Genomic DNA, 16,248 nt, shown 5'->3' on the forward strand with positions numbered 1-16,248 from the left:
TTCACAGGATGCGCAACCCGCGCCACCGCATGAACCAGACCGCGAGGACCGTGCCGATCGCCCAGACGGTCAGCCCGACGCCGAGATGGATCAGCGCCCGGAAGTCGGCCGGCATGCTCCGGCCCAGGTGGTAGCCGAGAATGCCGCGCTGCTGGCCGTCGATGGGGGCGACGAAGTAGTAGAGCGCATAGGGCAGTCCGAGGTGGGTGACCCAGGGGAGCGTCGTCCGCCACTGCCGGCGTTCCTGCCAGCGCCGCATGAGCGATCGGGGCTGCACGGCGAGCAGCGCCGACACCAGATTGCCCACGCCCAGCCAGGCCAGGATCGGCAGCGCGACATCGGGCACCGTGATGGCGATGGCGTGCAGCGAATGCCTGGTCGTCGCCGCGGTGATGATCGCCGTGGCCGCCAGCGTCGGCACACCCACGATCACCAGCAGGGACAGATTCTTGACCAGCAGGATCCGCCACATCGGCAGCCCCTCGCCCAGGCTCAGCCGTACCCGCGCGGTATCGACGCCGAGCACATTGGTGGTGGTGACGTCGGCCAGCACGAAGGTCGCGAAGTAGACGCCGATGATGACCACCCACCCGTGCTTGTGCAGGGTGAGCGGTGAGATCAGCAGATACAGCCCGGAGAGCACCACATTGAAGGCGATGCCCTCCAGCCAGAGCGCGGGTGGCGTGAACGACCAGCGCACCTCGCCCGCGACCTGCCGCCACAGCCGCTGCTGCAGCGGGATCGGCCGCGGCGCGAGCGGGGCGCGCTCGTGCTGGAGCTGCGTGAGCGCGCGGTCGCGAACAGCGATGATGGTGCCACGCATGGGTTCACTCCAACGAGTCGACAAAGGCGCCTATCCGGGCCGCCACCACGTCGGGTACCCGCCGCGGCAGATGGTGACCGCCGCCCTCGACCAATTCGAGTCGCGCTTCGGGTAATCCGTCGCGCAGGGCGTAGGCCGTGGAAATCGGCACGACTTTATCGGCCGGATCGGCCAGGATCAATGCCGGGACGCGAATCTGCGCGAGTTTGTCTGTCCAGCTGCCGAGTTCGTGCAGCAGCGCCCGCTGTTCGACGAGGAAGCTGCGCCAGACCGGTCCGTGCTCGTGGTGCACGCCGGCCAGCAACTGCCAGTACTCCGGCGCGGTGCGGGTTTCGGATCGGTTGTGGTCCAGGCCCTTCCGTGCCAGCCAGGGCAGCAGTGACCAGGCGGTCAGGGACAGTGCGGGCCCGGCGACGGGCAGGGCCAGCAGTTCGTCCAGCGGGTTCAGGCAGTGCGGCCCGACACTGGCCACCAGGACCAGGCCGCGGACGCGTTCCGGGGCGAGGGCCGCGGCGGCGAGTGCGACGCCGCCGCCGTACGAGTGCCCGGCCAGCACCGCGCGCTCGATGCCCGCCCGGTCGAGGGAGTCGAGCAGCCAGCGGGCATTGTCCTCGATGGATCCGGCGGGCCGGTGGTTGGCGCCGTAGCCGGGCCGGTCCCAGGCGAGTGCGCCGACGCTGCCGGGCAGCCGGGGCAGCACCAGATCCCAGTCGGATCGATCTCCTGGCTGACCGTGCAGCAGCACCACCGGTTCGGTCTCGGTCGCGGCGCGCGCGGACTGCGCGGCCCGGTCCTGGTCACCGGACCGCGAGAAGGCATGCGCGCCTGATCCTTCCGGATCCCGCAACTCGAGGCTCATTTCTCCATGGTCGATCACCAGTGCTGGGCCGGCCTGTGCCGGAGCCGACAGAATGCTGTGAGTGGCGCTCGCACCTGGGAATTATGGCCGCGGGCGGGCACTTCCACGCGGGTTCCGGTGGCACGCGCGGAACGGCCCGGTGACACGCGGTCACCGGGCCGTCCGGGGGTTTCGTGTTCGATCGGGGCTCGCGCTGCGGGGTGCGATCAGTGCGCCGACGCGGCGGCGAGGTCCTTCTCGCGCTTGGCGGCCTCGCGGGCCAGCATGCGGTCGCGCTGCTCCTCGAACTTGTCGACGTCCTTGCTCAGCTTCTCCAGGAAGAGGCCGAGCCGCTCGCGAGTTTCCTCGCCGCGGGCGGTGAAGTCGGTGCGCTCGAAGATGTTCCACTTCTTGAGCACGGGCAGGACCACTTCCTCCAGGTGCTGGCGGAGGTCGTAGATGCCGTGCTTGGCCATCAGTACGCCGTTGCGGCGGAAGTTGGGCATGCCCGCGCCCGGCATCTGGAAGTTCTCCAGGATGAGGGTGATGGCGTCGAGGGCCTGGTCGGGGCTCAGGTCCAGGGCCGCGCCGCACATGTTGCGGTAGAAGATCATGTGCAGGTTCTCGTCGGCGGCGATGCGCTGCAGCATGCGGTCGGCGATGGGGTCGTCGCACACCTTGCCGGTGTTGCGGTGCGAGACCCGGGTGGCGAGTTCCTGGAAGGTCACGTAGGCGACCGAGTGCAGGAAGCCGGCGTCCGCCTCGGTGGGGGAGGCGAATCCGTTGGTCATGTGGATCATGCGCGCTTCTTCGAGCGCGACCGGGTCGACGCCGCGGGTCACGACCAGGTAGTCGCGCATCACGATGCCGTGCCGGTTCTCCTCGGCCGTCCACCGGCCGACCCAGGTGCCCCACGCGCCGTCCTGCGAGAAGTTCTCCGCGATTTCACGGTGGTAGGAGGGCAGGTTGTCCTCGGTGAGGAGGTTGGTGATCATGGCCGCCTTGGCCAGCTCGCTCAGCCGCGATTGGGAGGGGTCCCAGTCGATGCCGCCCATGGCCGCGAAGTTGCGGCCTTCGTCCCACGGCACGTAGTCGTGCGGGTGCCATTCCTTGGCCAGGGAGAGGTGGCGGTTGACATTCTCCTCGGCAACCGGCTCCAACTCCGCCAGTAGCTCGAGTTGAGTCAGATCCCTTGCCATATATGTGCCCTTCGTGTCGAACGTGTAGCGGTTGTACCCTCGCTGGCCTGCCGCCGCGGCCCATACCTTACGTCACCGTATGGTGATGTGAAACTCATCCGTGCGCCATTGCGGGGCCAGTGAGAGATGTCATAAGAAGAGCGGCCCACGGCTTGTGTGTATCGCCGTGGACCGCAGTTCGTTAGCCGCGCACCGGACTCCGGTGCTCCACTGGAGATTTCACTTTTTGCCGAGTAGTCCGCCCAGCACATTGCCGAGCACGTTGCCCGCGTTCTGGCCGACGGCCTTGCCCAGGATGTCGCCCAGTCCGCCACCGCTCTTACCTCCGGTGGCGCCGCCGAGCAGGCTGCCGAGGATGTCCCCGATGCCGCCTCCGGCACCGGATTCCGCGGCCGCGCCGCCGCCTCCACCCAATGCCTTCTTACCAAGATAGGCGAGAACGATGGGGGCGAGCATGGGGAGCAGCTTGGACATGAGGTCCTGGCTGATGGCATTGCCGCCGACATTGCCGAGGGCGCTCATGACGGTGTTCTTCTCGGTGCCGAAGGTCTGATCGACGATCTGGCTACCGTGACCGGTGTCGACCTGGTTCATGTCGACACCGCCGTCGAGCAGGCCGGCGGGCTGTTTGGCGATCGCGCCCTCGATATCCGCGGCTGCCTCGGGGTTGCTGGCTTTTGCCTGCAGACCGCCCAGTAGGACCGGGACGGCCGCGGTGATGGCGGTTTTCGCCGTCGCCTCGTCGACGCCGAGCTTCTCGGCAATCTGGGCGACCGGAACGTTGGAGAGCAGGTCATCGAAGGAAGTCATGAACTCCGCCTGTGGTGATGGATCCCGGGAATAGCTCTACTCAGGTCACGGTAGGTGAAATCCGGACAGATTGCTACAGATTCGCAGATGTGGCGAGGGGCCCGGAGTATGATTCCGGGCCCCTCTCCGTACTCCTGGACCGGAGCGCGCTGTGCCCCCACCAGGGCTCGAACCTGGGACCTGCGGATTAAAAGTCCGTAGCTCTACCAACTGAGCTATAGGGGCGCGGGACGACAGTTTACGGTGCCGACCGCGCAACTGTTAAATGAGTATCCCATTGTGCTGGATGGCTCGATGTTTGTGCAGGTCAATGGGGTTGACACGGGTGGGGTCCGGGCGTGCCCGGGGTGTCGGCGGCCGGGCGGCCCCGATGATCGGCGGCGGCAGGCCCGGTTGACGGTTTGTGCGATGCCCGGCTGACCGCCTGTGCCGATCCGGTGACCGCCTGTGCCGATCGGCGCGGCATAGGGGTGTCGGTCGTTGCAATCGGGGGGACGATGAGGCGCTGTGAGGGTGCGGACCGGTCGGTGGGGCACGCCAGTGGATAAAACCGGGGGGTCGGTAGCGTCCAACACGGATGCGTCCGGGGTGGGAGTGTGGGTGCCGGACGGTGCATCCGGAGGTAAGCGCCCGCTGAGGTCGGGGGGTCATCCCGGGTTCTGCAATCGTGTTGCCACTCAGTTTGTTTCGTTGAGGCAAGGTGTGAATATCATCCAATGGTGATGCGTGGCAAGCATTTTGGTGTAGGGGGAGGAGAACGGCGACAGCCGATGCCGGTGCGGGGGCGCCGGACGCACGGTGATGCCGCATGCGCGGACACGTTTCGGGCATGTTTCGAACCTGTGGCGAACGCCCGTGGGATATGGGCGAATTCGTCCTTTCGGACCAATCGCCCAGCTGGTAACTGGGAATTTGCGATTAACGTCAGGGGGTGCACTGGCTAACTGACTTTCCGGTACACCTCACGCGGGGTGTGCATTACGGGTACGGTGACCGACTGGTGAATTCCCGAAGAACCGGGATTGCCCCGGCGGCACGGGATTCGGCCTATCGTTGATGTGCCCGAACGTGTCGCGACCGGTCTGGCCGATCGCGACTCGAACCGATCGAGGTTGCGGGAGGCGGACCGAGACAACTGCGCCCGAGTGCGCACCCCTCGTGGTGCACCCGGGCGGGAAAACTATACCAGTTGGTGTGTTTCAAGTTTTTCGCGCTTTTTCGTACCAAAAGTTTGGTAATTCGGGCAAGAGCCCGTTCTGAAGTATTTGAAAGACACGTAACTTTGCGTCGGGGACAGTTCTCGTAACCGATCCGCGACGGTAGCTAGCTTCGGAGGCGTTTCGAGCATGGCACGGCAGCAAGAGCGGGCCCGCCGGACACGCGCGGCGATCATCAGGTCCGCCGCCGTTGAGTTCGGGAAGAGCGGCTATGCCGCTGCATCGCTCAACCGCATATTGGAAGGTTCACGGGCGACCAAGGGCGCCATGTACTTTCACTTCGATTCGAAGGAGGATCTGGCACGCGCGGTGCTGGAGGCAGCGGTCGACCGCTATCGCGCCTCAACGGAAAGATGGCTTGCCCGAACAGATCTCGGGCCACTGGATGTCCTGCACGGCATGATCGACGAGATCGCGCTGCGCCTGGAGAACGACATCATCATCCAGGCGGAGTTCCGGCTCATCATCGAGCCGGAGTTCTATCGCGACATCCAAGCCGGCGGTGGCCGCATTCTCGGCCGCGCCATCCGGCTGCTGACGGTCCGGGCGACGGAACACAAGCAGTTGCGACCGGACACCGATCCGGACCGGTTCACCCGCACCCTGGCGGCGGCGCTGGCGGGCCAGCGCTACATCGCCGATGTGCTGGGTGGTCCCACGGATCTGCGTTCCCGGTTCACGGAGGCGCTCGAGATGATGGTCGAGGCCGTCGGCACTCCCGAGTGGAGTGAAGAATTCCGCCGGGTGGGCTGGCGCACGTCCGCACGCCTGGAAGATCTCAATTTGGGACTGTGACCAGCAGATTTGGGATTAACGCGGATGCTGTCATAAGCTATCTCCGCTCCCAACGGAAGCCGTTGAGCAAACGGTCCGGAGAAATCCGGCGGGCCCCCTTCGTCTAGCGGCCTAGGACGCCGCCCTTTCAAGGCGGTAGCGCGGGTTCGAATCCCGTAGGGGGTACCAGCGATGGCAACATCACTGGTGTGGAGCAGCAAGGCCCTGTGGCGCAGTTGGTTAGCGCGCCGCCCTGTCACGGCGGAGGTCGCGGGTTCGAGTCCCGTCAGGGTCGCAAGTACAAGCTCGGCATTCGAATCGGGTGCCTACGGCCAGGTAGCTCAGTTGGTACGAGCGTCCGCCTGAAAAGCGGAAGGTCGCCGGTTCGATCCCGGCCTTGGCCACCACGACGATCCCCCCGGTATCCCCGGGGGGATTTCGCGTTTCCGGGGCCACTCCGAAAATATGTAGCGCCACAAGGAGTTCGGCGGGATCATCGGGCGGTGAAATCTCGTCGGGGGGCGGGCGGCGCACGGCGGCGTCCGAATCGGATTCATTCACTCAGGCGTCCGGACACTGCCCGGACCCGGTTGCACCGCGCCGGCCGTGCGGTGGTTGGGTGGGGTGGCTGGGCGAAGATGGCGGCCATGGCGACGACCATCGCGGCGGTGGGGGCGCTCTGGTTCACGAGTCAGTCGTTGCACGCGACCAATGATCAGTACGCGCTGGCGCGGCAAACGGCAGTGACCGACCGGTACGCGAAGGCGGTCGAGGAGCTCGGCAACAACAGTCTGGAAATACGATTGGGCGGCATCTATCTGCTCGAACGACTCGCGAGCGATTCACCGGCGGACCGACCGTCGATCTTCGCGGTGCTGAGCGCTTTCGTCCGGACGCACGCACCGAGTGGGCCCGGATGCGGCGGGGCCGACCGAAGTTCGGCTCCGGCGACCGACGTGCAAGCGGTGCTGACCGTCATCGGGCGTCGCGATACGAAGGGCGCCGAGCAGATCGATCTGTCGAACACCTGTCTGGTGAAAGCCGATCTGAACGGCGCGAATCTGCGTGGGGCGAAGCTGAACCGCGCCGATCTGACTACGGCGGACCTGGCGAACGCGGACCTGACGGGCAGCAAGTTGGCGGATGCGAGCCTGCAGACCGCGGCCTTGCTGAATGCCCGGCTGACCGGGGCAGACGTGAGCGGGGCGGACCTCAGGCACGCGAGCCTGGCGGCGGCCGGCCTCGAAGGCGCGGACTTCTCGAATGCCGACGCGCGTGGCGCGTTCTTCGATATGCCGCACGGTCCCAATGGCGGCGCCATACTCTCGGTCGACACCGGTGACCCGGCAAAAGCGCAGCGGACCTCGATGGACAACGAATGGGGAGGGGCGGACTTCGCATTCGTGGCGTTCGACGCGGACACCGTGTGGCCCGTCGGTTTCGTGCCCAAGGTCGACACCGATCGGTGATCTTGGTGCCATGCTGGATTCATGGCTGATGAGCAGTGGTACTACTGCCTGAAACATCATCGGGCGGAGCAGGGGAAGCGGTGCTGGTTCGCGGATCGGATGGGGCCCTATCCGGACCGCGCGACAGCGGAGCGGGCATTGGATATTGTGCGGGAACGGAATCGGCGTGCGGATGACGCCGAGGATTGACACCGGGCCGGCGGGGGAGGACGCGCCTTCCGGTGCGCTCACGAGCCACTCAGGGACATCGAGTACGGTTTCTTGAGCAGAAATCGTCCAAGCGGGAGGGCAAAGCCTTGAAGGTCACCGTGGTGGTGCCGACCTACAACGAGCGGGAGAACCTGCCGGTGGCGGTGGAGCGGCTGACCGCGCTACCGGTGGCCGACCTGCACGTGCTGGTCGTGGACGACAACTCCCCGGACGGTACGGGCGAGGTGGCCGACAAGCTGGCCGCCGACCTGCCGAACGTGGTGAGCGTGCTGCACCGCACGGAGAAGGACGGCCTGGGCCGCGCGTACATCGCGGGCATCACCGAGGCGCTCGACGAGGGTGCGGACGTGGTGATCCAGATGGATGCCGACCTGTCGCATCCGGCGGAGGTCATTCCGGCCATGCTGGAGAAGCTGGAGACCAGTGGCGCCGGTGTGGTGCTCGGATCCCGTTATGTGCCGGGTGGTTCCACCGCCGAGGAGTGGAAGTGGCATCGGAAGGCGTTGTCCGCCTGGGCCAACTTCTACGTGAACCTGATCCTGCGCCTCGGTGTGAAGGACGCCACCGCCGGTTTCAAGGCGTGGAAGGCGGATACGCTGCGCGCCATCGACGTGTCCTCCATCAAGAGCAACGGGTACTCGTTCCAGGTGGAGATGAACTACCGGACGGTGAAGAAGGGCATCGCGATCGCGGAGGTCCCGATCCGGTTCGAGGAGCGCACCAAGGGCGCGTCGAAGATGACCCTGAAGGTGCAGCTGGAATCGGCCGCGATGCCGTGGAAGCTGTTGTTCGGCCGCTCGGTTTAACTTTCGGGCCAGTTCAGCAGGGTTTCGACGAACAGTTGCCGGACCCGTTCGACGTCCGCGTCCATATGGGCCGGGTCCCAGCTGCTCACCTCGATGGGCGGTAGTACCGCCACGTCGACGACGCCTTTGCGCACGACGGCCGAATTGCGCCACGAGATTTCGCCCGCATTGCGGATGACGACCGGGATGATCGGCACGCCCGCCTGAATGGCGATATGGAAGGCGCCCTTCTTGAACGGGCCGAGGCGCGGTGTCATCGATCGGGTGCCCTCGGGCGCGATCACGACGGACAGTCCGCCGCGCAGGGTTTCGACGACGGGTTCGAGTGCGGCCTTGGCGGCGACCGTGTTCGCGCGGTCGATGAAGGTGACTTCGACGAACCGCATGAGCGGTCCGAAGATCGGATTCTTCGTCACCTCCTGCTTGGCCACCCCGGTGATGCCGGCGCCGAGCACCTCGGCGAGCACGATGATGTCGAACTGGCTCTGATGATTGAAGATGAACACGGCCGGGCGCGGGGAGCGCGCGTGCTCGGCTCCGGCGACCCGCACTTTCACCCGGCTGCCGGCGAGCGTGGATCCCGCCGCGCGGACGAGCATCGAATCCGCCATCTGCCGCCGTTGTTTCGTATGTGCCTTGGCGGCGACCCCGAAGAGCGCCCCGCCGAGTAGTCCGGCGAACCCGCCGAGGGTGCGCGCGTAGTCGGTGGCCCGGGGTGACCGACGGGGCCGGAAATGCAGGATCGGCCAATCCTTCTCGGCGGCTTCGAGGGCCACCCGCGGGTCGGGGTTGACGGCGGTGGGCCGTCCGGCGAGCTGCAGCAGTGGCAGGTCCGCGGCGCTGTCGGCGTAGATCCAGCTCTGGGCGAGGTCGATGTCGTGGGTGCTCGCGAACCGGCGCACGGCGTCGGCCTTGCCGTTGCGCCACAGTGGTTTCCCGGCCACGTGCCCGGTGAGCAGTCCGTCCTGTACGGCCATGGTGGTGCACAGCACGTGCGGGATCCCGAGTTCGTCGGCGACCGGTTGCACCTGGTAGCGGGTCACGGAGCTGACCAGTACCAGGGTGTGCCCGGCGGCCTCGTGTTCGCGCACCAGCCGCCAGGCCTCCGGGTAGATGTGCCCGTATACGCTGCGCCGGAACAGGTCCGCGCCGAGTTGCTCGAGTTCGCTCTCGGGTACGCCGGCCCAGTTGTACATGGCGTGCTGCAGGAAGCGTTCGTATTCGCCGGCGCTGCGGGCGCCGCGGATGCTGCCGAGCAGGGTGGCGGTGAGCGCGCGCTGACTGTCGCGGCGCAGCATCCGGTGCAGTAGTGGTGGCGGGTTGAAGCCGCCGACGACGGTGCCGCCGAAGTCGAAGACGGCGGCGACGTGCGGTCCCTGAGGTCCGGTGCGGATGGCGTCGACGGCGGTGTCGAGCTCGCTGTCGCCGAGAGCCCGGATCGGCCGCGCGGGTAGGGCGCCCTCCGATGTCCGGTGTGTCACAGTGCTTCCATCCGGTTGGACGGGTCGAGGGTGGCGGCGCGGGAGATGCGCCCGCCGATGGCGCGCAGTTCCGCGGCGAAGTGGCTGCGGCGGGCGGCCAGGTCGGCGGGGTCGGCGGCGGGGGTGAGCAGGCCGTGGTTGTCGGCGAGTTTGACGGCGCTGCCGAACAATTCGGAGGACACCGATTCGGGGCTGTGCAAGCGTTGTTGCAGCAGCATCTGTTTGCCGACGAGCAGGCATTCGTCACCGAACGCCTTCTTGTCGACGGGCAGCGACGGATCGCGGGCGGCGAGGCGTTCGGCGACCACCAGCTGGGCGTCGAAGAAGGAGCGCAGGACGCGGTGCGCCATGATGAAGCCGGATTCCGCGAGTCGCGCCAGGATGTCGGCGCCGACGGTGCCGGCGGCGGTGCGGCGATGCCAATCCGGGTCCACCAGCAGCATTTCCGTGGTCAGCTGACTGGTGAATTCGGCGCGTTCGGGGAAGAAGAACTCGAATTTGAGCAGATCCCGCAGCCGATACGCGGCCTCCCAGCCGACCCGCAGCTGATCGCCCTCGGGCGCTTCGACGGCGGTGAGGATGGCGAGTTCGAGAATGGCGCGATTGACGAACCAGTGCACGGCGCTGTTGCGATAGAACGCGGCCTCGAGATGGGCGCCGGGATTGATGGAGTAGATCGGTTCCAGCCCACCGCGATACACGGTCACGACCTTGGCCACGGCCAGCTGTTCGAGCACCACCGCGAGCCCGTGATCGTCGCGCAGGGTGTCGAGTTCACCGCGCGGCAGATCCCGGTTCTCGATGTAGCCGAGCACGGGTGCGATGGCGGTGCGCAATTCGCCGCGGGTGAGGGCGCGTTCGTGCACACCGAGCAGGACGAGGGTGGTGAGGGCGTTGACGGTGATCGGGGTGACGGCATTGATGCCGACCGCGACCTCGAAGGCGAGGCGCTGCACGGCCAGGTGCTCGGCGTCGGTCGTCTCCGCGGGCTCGCCGGTCTCCCCGGTGGATTCCGGGGTGCCGGCGGCGTGCAGCGGGTCGCCGAGCGCGGTCAGCCGCTCCCGCGCCGAGAGTGGCTGACCGAAGCGCACGTACACGTGTCCGGCCGAATGCTGTTGGTTGCGTACGTAACTGGCGAGCCAGGTGAGTCCTTCGGCCTGCTTGCTGCCGCCGGTCTGTTCGTCGGCGATGGCGCCGATCTCGTTGAGCCGTTCGTAGGTGATGGATACGGGTACCAGCATGACGTCGTCGATGCGGGCCGAACGCAGTGCCGCGGCAAGGTAGTTCAGCAGTCCGTAGCGTGGCGGCCGCAGTTTGCCGGTGCGGGTGCGCCCGCCTTCGAAGTACCACTCCAGGTTGAAGCGTTTGGCCAGCAGGTAGGCGAAGTATTCCTCGACGACGGCCTTGTAGACCTCGTCGTCGCCGAAGCTGCGGCGGATGAAGACGGTGCCGGTGCGGCGGGCGATGGGCCCGAGGGGCCAGAATTTGAGGTTGGCCCCGCCGACCACGTGGTTGGGCGGGAAGTCGTTGCGCGCGAGGATGTCTCCGAGGACGAAGGCGTCCACATAGGACCGGTGTGACGGCAGGAAGACGAGCGGGTGGGTCCGGTTCAGGGTGCGCAGCCGGTCCAGTCCGGTCTCGTCGGCGTCGACCTTCCAGGTGGAGGCGTGTACGGGCCGCATGGCCTGGGTGAACAGGTCCGATACCAGCCGGCTCTGGGCGGCGACGAGTTCGCGCAGCGCTTTTTCGGCGCGCCGGTATACCTCGCGTGCGGGTGTGCCGCTGTCGGCGGCGATGGCGTCGAGCCGGCGCAGGAATTCGGGTGAGTCGAGGATTTCCTCGACGACCAGTCGCGGCACCTTGTAGCGGTCGCCGATGACGGCGCGTTCCGCGCGTTCGAGGGCGACGATGCCCGCGCGCACGATGGCGCGCGCGAAAGCGTCGGGTGCGCCCGCGGATCCGGGATTGTTGGCGCGCAGCTCGCTGAGCCGGGCGGGCTGTCCGGTGAGTACCAGGTGCCGGTCGGGCGCTTTGTTGATGAGCCGCCGCTGCATGATCGGGTGCGGTTTGCGCGGGTTGGTGAGGGTGAGCAGATCGCTGAAGGTGGTGCGCCGCACGCCGTCCCGTTCGGGTGGCAGCCAGAGCACGCGGACGGGTACCACGAGTGGATCGTCGTGGCGTCCGACCAGCCGGGCGCCGACGGCGCCGGGGTCGAGGTCGAGTTGGGTGACGGGGGCGGTGAGGCCGAATTCCTGGGCGATGCCGCCTTCGGCGAGCCAGTTGCCGATGAGTTCGCGCTCGACGCGGGAGGCGGCGTCGACGAGCGCGACCACCGAACTCGGTGCGGTGATGGCGGCTTCGGGAAGCCGGCTGTCGTGATCGAGCATGGTGGTTTCCTCCGCGCATGAGACGCCGTAACCCATTGAAGCCCAAACGGGGGCGTGGAGTCGGCGGGTCGCGCAATTCGCCGATCGCCCGGCGGGTTTCGCATGCGGTGTCGCGACGACCTGGGTAACGCGGTGTGCGCCCGGGTGACCGACCTCGCTTTGCCGCGCTCCCACTCATGAGCAAGGTAATGCTAACCTCACAGCACGCAGTTAGGTAAGCATAACCTTGGAGGTCTGGTGTCGGCCACGGACGAACGGCTAAGGCTCGCTGGTGAGCAGCGTTGGGGCGAGTACGTCAGCGATCCGGTGGCGGCGGTGTCCGCACTGGCCGCGGCCGATCGTTTCGGTGAATACGTGGTCTACGAGCGCCCGGGGGAATGGGTGTTCGCCGCCGATCCCCTCGGCGGCGTGGAACTCGACGCCCACGAACTACGGACGACCTGGAACGGAGCGGTCACCACAGGTCCGTGGACAGGTTCACCTGCCCAGGCCGTCGACCGTGCCCTCGCCGGCCTGCCCTCGGACGGCCGCCAGGCCTACGGCTGGATCGGCTTCGAATTCTGCGCTTGGTCGCTCGGCGCGACCGGGCACGTGCACCCGCGAGCCACCCTGGCCCACTTGATGATTCCGCGTATCGAGGTCCGGATCGACGCGTCCGGCGTGCGAGTATCGGGCGCCACCCCGGCCGAGACCGGCGATATCCACGAGCTCATCACGGCCGCGCAGGGCAGCGCGCTGCCGGTATCCCACGCCGTGGATATCACCGTGGACCCCACCGGCTATCAGGACCGGGTCGCGACCGGCGTCGCCGAGATCCGCTCCGGGAAGTACCAGAAGGTGATCCTGTCGCGGAAGGTGGAACTGCCGTTCGCCGTGAACATTCCGGCGACCTACCGGCTGGGCCGCGAGCACAACACGCCCGCGCGTTCGTTCCTGTTGCGGCTGGGCGGGCTGGAAGCGGCCGGATTCAGCCCGGAACTGGTGGCGGCCGTGGACGCCGACCGGGTGGTCACCACCGAACCGCTGGCCGGTACCCGCGCCTTCGGCCGCGGCGCCGAGGCCGATCGGGCCGCTCGCGCCGAACTGGTCGGCGACCCGAAAGAGATTGTCGAGCACGCCATCTCCGTGCAGACCTCGTTCGCCGAGATCGCGGCCGTCGCCGAGCCGGACACCACGGTCGTCTCCGACTTCATGGCCGTGCGCGAGCGCGGCAGTGTCCAGCACCTGGCCTCGACGGTGCAGGGCCGGCTGGCCGCCGACCGCAGCCCGTGGGAGGCGCTGGAAATGCTCTTCCCGTCGGTGACGGCCTCCGGTATCCCGAAGTCCGCCGGCGTGGACGCCGTGTTCCGGCTCGACCACGATCAGCGTGGACTGTATTCCGGTGCGGTGGTGACGGTTTCGCCGGACGGCGCGCTGGAGGCGACGCTGGTGCTGCGGGCGGTCTATCAGACCGGTGCGGGCGCGTGGCTGCGCGCGGGAGCCGGCGTGGTCGGGCAGTCGCGGCCGGAACGCGAATTCGAGGAGACCTGCGAGAAGCTGAGCAGCGTGGCGCCTTACGTGGTGCGTGCCTGAGCTTTTCACTACAGCGACACACGCGGTCCGGACACCGTCCGGCGTGCCCGGGCCGCATGCGATGATCGGCGGGTGCGTGGGCTGCGCACCCGCCGATCAGTTTTCGTCGATCGGTTCAGCCGATCAGATCGGGAAGTTCACGCCTGTCAGCTGTTCGGCGAGTTCCCACAGTTGCCGGGCGGTCTTCTCGTCCCGGGCGCCGGCACTTTCCCCGACCCGCTTCGGATATCCGCGCCAGTCGAACCATTCGGGTCCGTAATAGCCGCCGGGTTCGACGTCGGCGGTGGCGGCGTAGAGGGTGGGCAGCGCACCCATGTCGGCGCTCTGCGCGACCAGCCGGTTGCCGAGTCCGACCAGTTGTTCCAGGAAATTCTGTGTCTTGGAGCTGATCTCGGTGGCCGCGTAGCCGGGGTGGGCGGCCAGCGCGAGCGTGGGTGAATCGGCGAGCCGTAGTCGCCGCTGCAGTTCGTTGGTGAACAGCAGCAATGCGAGTTTCGATTGCGCGTAGGCGCCGAACCGGGAGTAGGCGCGGTGTTCCCAATTGAGGTCGTCGAGGTCGATGCGGCCGATGTAGTGGGTGATGCTGGAGACGTTCACGACCCGGTCGGTGATGCGATCCAGCAGTAGCCCGGTCAGCGCGAAGTGGCCGAGAAAGTTTGTGCCGATCTGCATTTCGAAGCCGTCGGCGGTGGTCGATTTCGGTACCGCCATGACGCCCGCATTGTTGATCAGGATGTCGGCGTGGTCGACGCTGTCGGCGAAGGCGCGCACGGAACCCAGGTCGGCGAGGTCCAGCGACCGCACCTGGACCTCGCCCGCGATCGAATTCGCGACGGCCTGCGCCTTGACCTGATTCCGGACGGCGATGGTCACCCGCGCACCGGCTTCGGCGAGGGCGCGCGCGGTGGCCGCGCCCAGGCCGCTGGTGGCTCCGGTGACGATGGCCGTCCGGCCCGTCTGATCAGGAATATCCGATACGTTCCACCCGCCCATGGGGAAGACCCTATGTCAGCCCTGGGCGGCCAGCATCTTCTTGTCGATCTTGCCGACCGCGGTGACGGGCAGCACGTCGGCGCGGCGCAGCACGTCGGGCAGCTTGTAGGTGGCCAGGCCGCGCGCGGTGAGGAAGGTCTTGATCGCCGCCAGGCTGGGCAGGTCGCCGTCCACCACCAGGACGGCGCAGACCTTTTCGCCCAGTGCGGCATCGGGCAGCCCGACGGCGGCGGCATGCCGGACGCCGGGATGCGCGAGCAGATGTTCCTCGAGTTCGTCGCAGGAGATGTTCTCGCCGCCGCGATTGATCACGTCCTTGATCCGGCCGGACACCATCAGATGCCCGCTGGGCAGGCGGCGCACCAGGTCACCGCTGCGGTAGAAGCCGTCGGGGGTGAAGGCGCGCGAATTGTGCTCGGGGGCACGGTAATAGCCGCGGATGGTGTACGGGCCGCGGGTGAGCAGCTCACCCTCCTCGCCGTCCGCGACCTCCCGGCCGTCGGCGTCCACCACGCGCACCTCGTCGGCCGGAGACAGCGGGCGGCCCTGGGTGGTGCACACGATCTCGTCGGAATCCTCGGTGCGTGTGTAGTTCAGCAGCCCCTCGGCCATCCCGAAGACCTGCTGCAGGCGCACTCCCAGGGCGGGCGCCACGTCGCGGGCGTTCACCTCGGCGAGGCGCGCGCCGCCCACCTGCAGCAGCCGCAGCGAGGACAGGTCGGCCTCTTCCCATTCGACTGCGGCACACCACAATTGAGCGAGCGGCGGCACCACCGCGGTGACGGTGACCCGATGCCGTTCGATGGCGGCGAAGGCGCTCTCCGGGCTGGGATCGGTGACGAAGGCCATGGCCGCCCCGACCGCCAAGGCGCCGAGCACGCCCGGGCAGCAGAGCGGGAAGTTGTGCGCCACCGGCAAGGTCGCCAGGTACACGTCTTCGGGACCGAGTTCGGCTACCTCGGCGCTGGCGACCGCGTTGTAGGTGTAGTCGTCGTGGGTGCGGGCGATCAGTTTCGGCAGGCCGGTGGTGCCGCCGGAGACCAGCATGAGCGCGATATCGGAGGCGTCGACCGCGGGCAGCGGATCACCTTCGGCGGGAACGGAATCCAGCGCGGTGAAGCGGCCCGGCTCGCCCAGCACCAGCACGTGCCGCAGGTTCGGCACGGCGGCGGTGATCTCCGCCGCGAGCGCGCGGTAGTCGAAATCCCCGGCCCGGTCGGCGATCACGTAGGCGACGGCGCCGGACAGCCGGGTCAGATGCTCGATTTCGGCGCGGCGGTGCGCGGGCAGCGTGAGCACCGGAATGATCCCGGCCCGCAGCAGCCCGAACAGCACCGGCACGAATTCGGGGACGTTCGGCAGCTGCACCACCACCCGGTCGCCGGGTGCGATGCCCAGTGCGAGGAGGCCGTGCGCCATGCGGTCGGCGTCCCGGTCGAGTTCCGCGTAGGTGGAAGGGTTCTCGCCGAGCAGGGCGGGCCGGTCGGGTGCCCGCCGGGCGGTCTCGCGCAGCAGCTCGCCGAGCGGGCGGCCGGCCCAGTACCCGGCCTGCCGGTACTGCTCGGCGAGGTCGGCGGGGAAGGGGGCGAAGCCGTCGCGGTGCTCGGTGGCGGCGGTCGATGTCGATGTCACGGCTCAGACCTCAGGCAGATAGGGTGCTGTTACATAG

13 protein-coding genes and 4 tRNA genes are annotated in these 16,248 nt (G+C 67.6%); 8 read left to right on the plus strand and 9 right to left on the minus strand.

The features are described from left to right. Position 1 precedes the first annotated feature (1 nt). The 5 genes from ACIP5Y_RS35785 to ACIP5Y_RS35805 all read right to left on the minus strand — a co-directional run bounded on the left by ACIP5Y_RS35785 (position 2) and on the right by ACIP5Y_RS35805 (position 3,895). Positions 2 to 823: a hypothetical protein gene (locus tag ACIP5Y_RS35785; RefSeq protein WP_400356805.1), complete on the minus strand. Its 822-nt coding sequence runs from the start codon at positions 821 to 823 to the stop codon at positions 2 to 4. Positions 824 to 827: 4 nt separating this feature from the next. After that, entirely contained in the window at positions 828 to 1,682 is an 855-nt protein-coding gene (locus tag ACIP5Y_RS35790) for an alpha/beta fold hydrolase (protein WP_400356806.1), read from the minus strand. A gap of 206 nt (positions 1,683 to 1,888) precedes the next feature. Beyond that, positions 1,889 to 2,860: an acyl-ACP desaturase gene (locus ACIP5Y_RS35795; RefSeq protein WP_400356807.1), complete on the minus strand. Its 972-nt coding sequence runs from the start codon at positions 2,858 to 2,860 to the stop codon at positions 1,889 to 1,891. Positions 2,861 to 3,079: 219 nt separating this feature from the next. Then, positions 3,080 to 3,670, minus strand: a complete 591-nt coding sequence (locus ACIP5Y_RS35800; RefSeq protein WP_400356808.1) for a DUF937 domain-containing protein — start codon at positions 3,668 to 3,670, stop codon at positions 3,080 to 3,082. 152 nt (positions 3,671 to 3,822) lie between these two features. Next, a tRNA-Lys gene (locus tag ACIP5Y_RS35805) sits at positions 3,823 to 3,895 on the minus strand. Between the two features lie 1,121 nt (positions 3,896 to 5,016). Between ACIP5Y_RS35805 and ACIP5Y_RS35810 the strand changes: the two genes are divergently transcribed. From ACIP5Y_RS35810 to ACIP5Y_RS35840, 7 genes are all read left to right on the plus strand, one after another. After that, a complete protein-coding gene (locus ACIP5Y_RS35810; RefSeq protein ID WP_400356809.1) occupies positions 5,017 to 5,682 on the plus strand; it encodes a TetR family transcriptional regulator in 666 nt (221 codons plus the stop codon). Positions 5,683 to 5,774: 92 nt separating this feature from the next. Further along, a tRNA-Glu gene (locus ACIP5Y_RS35815) sits at positions 5,775 to 5,850 on the plus strand. Between the two features lie 32 nt (positions 5,851 to 5,882). Continuing rightward, positions 5,883 to 5,956, plus strand: a tRNA-Asp gene (locus ACIP5Y_RS35820). Positions 5,957 to 5,991: 35 nt separating this feature from the next. Next, positions 5,992 to 6,068 (plus strand) — tRNA-Phe (locus ACIP5Y_RS35825). Between the two features lie 240 nt (positions 6,069 to 6,308). Then, the gene (locus ACIP5Y_RS35830) at positions 6,309 to 7,130 is read left to right on the plus strand and encodes a pentapeptide repeat-containing protein (RefSeq protein WP_400356810.1); all 822 of its coding nucleotides are present in this window, start codon (positions 6,309 to 6,311) and stop codon (positions 7,128 to 7,130) included. Positions 7,131 to 7,151: 21 nt separating this feature from the next. After that, positions 7,152 to 7,319, plus strand: a complete 168-nt coding sequence (locus ACIP5Y_RS35835; protein ID WP_400356811.1) for a hypothetical protein — start codon at positions 7,152 to 7,154, stop codon at positions 7,317 to 7,319. Between the two features lie 125 nt (positions 7,320 to 7,444). Next, on the plus strand, positions 7,445 to 8,146 hold the full coding sequence (locus tag ACIP5Y_RS35840) for a polyprenol monophosphomannose synthase (RefSeq protein ID WP_400356958.1): 702 nt from the start codon (positions 7,445 to 7,447) through the stop codon (positions 8,144 to 8,146). Here the strand turns inward: ACIP5Y_RS35840 and ACIP5Y_RS35845 are convergent. Both ACIP5Y_RS35845 and ACIP5Y_RS35850 read right to left on the minus strand, forming a co-directional pair. Further along, positions 8,143 to 9,627: an HAD-IB family hydrolase gene (locus ACIP5Y_RS35845; protein ID WP_400356812.1), complete on the minus strand. Its 1,485-nt coding sequence runs from the start codon at positions 9,625 to 9,627 to the stop codon at positions 8,143 to 8,145. The genes ACIP5Y_RS35840 and ACIP5Y_RS35845 overlap by 4 nt on opposite strands. Further along, entirely contained in the window at positions 9,624 to 12,014 is a 2,391-nt protein-coding gene (locus tag ACIP5Y_RS35850; protein WP_400356813.1) for a glycerol-3-phosphate 1-O-acyltransferase, read from the minus strand. The genes ACIP5Y_RS35845 and ACIP5Y_RS35850 overlap by 4 nt, the downstream gene beginning before the upstream one ends. A 237-nt stretch (positions 12,015 to 12,251) precedes the next feature. On the opposite strand from ACIP5Y_RS35850, the gene ACIP5Y_RS35855 reads away from it, so the two are divergent. Next, positions 12,252 to 13,586, plus strand: coding sequence for a salicylate synthase (locus ACIP5Y_RS35855; RefSeq protein WP_400356814.1), 1,335 nt, complete (start codon positions 12,252 to 12,254; stop codon positions 13,584 to 13,586). A gap of 123 nt (positions 13,587 to 13,709) precedes the next feature. On the opposite strand, the gene ACIP5Y_RS35860 is transcribed toward ACIP5Y_RS35855, so the two are convergent. Further along, on the minus strand, positions 13,710 to 14,579 hold the full coding sequence (locus ACIP5Y_RS35860) for an oxidoreductase (protein ID WP_400356815.1): 870 nt from the start codon (positions 14,577 to 14,579) through the stop codon (positions 13,710 to 13,712). 15 nt (positions 14,580 to 14,594) lie between these two features. Next, positions 14,595 to 16,211 (minus strand): (2,3-dihydroxybenzoyl)adenylate synthase, encoded by a 1,617-nt coding sequence (locus ACIP5Y_RS35865; RefSeq protein WP_400356816.1) that lies wholly within the window; start codon positions 16,209 to 16,211, stop codon positions 14,595 to 14,597. Positions 16,212 to 16,248: the final 37 nt, after the last annotated feature.

Source organism: Nocardia sp. NPDC088792 (assembly GCF_044750615.1).
In the GTDB taxonomy this organism is placed as follows: domain Bacteria; phylum Actinomycetota; class Actinomycetes; order Mycobacteriales; family Mycobacteriaceae; genus Nocardia.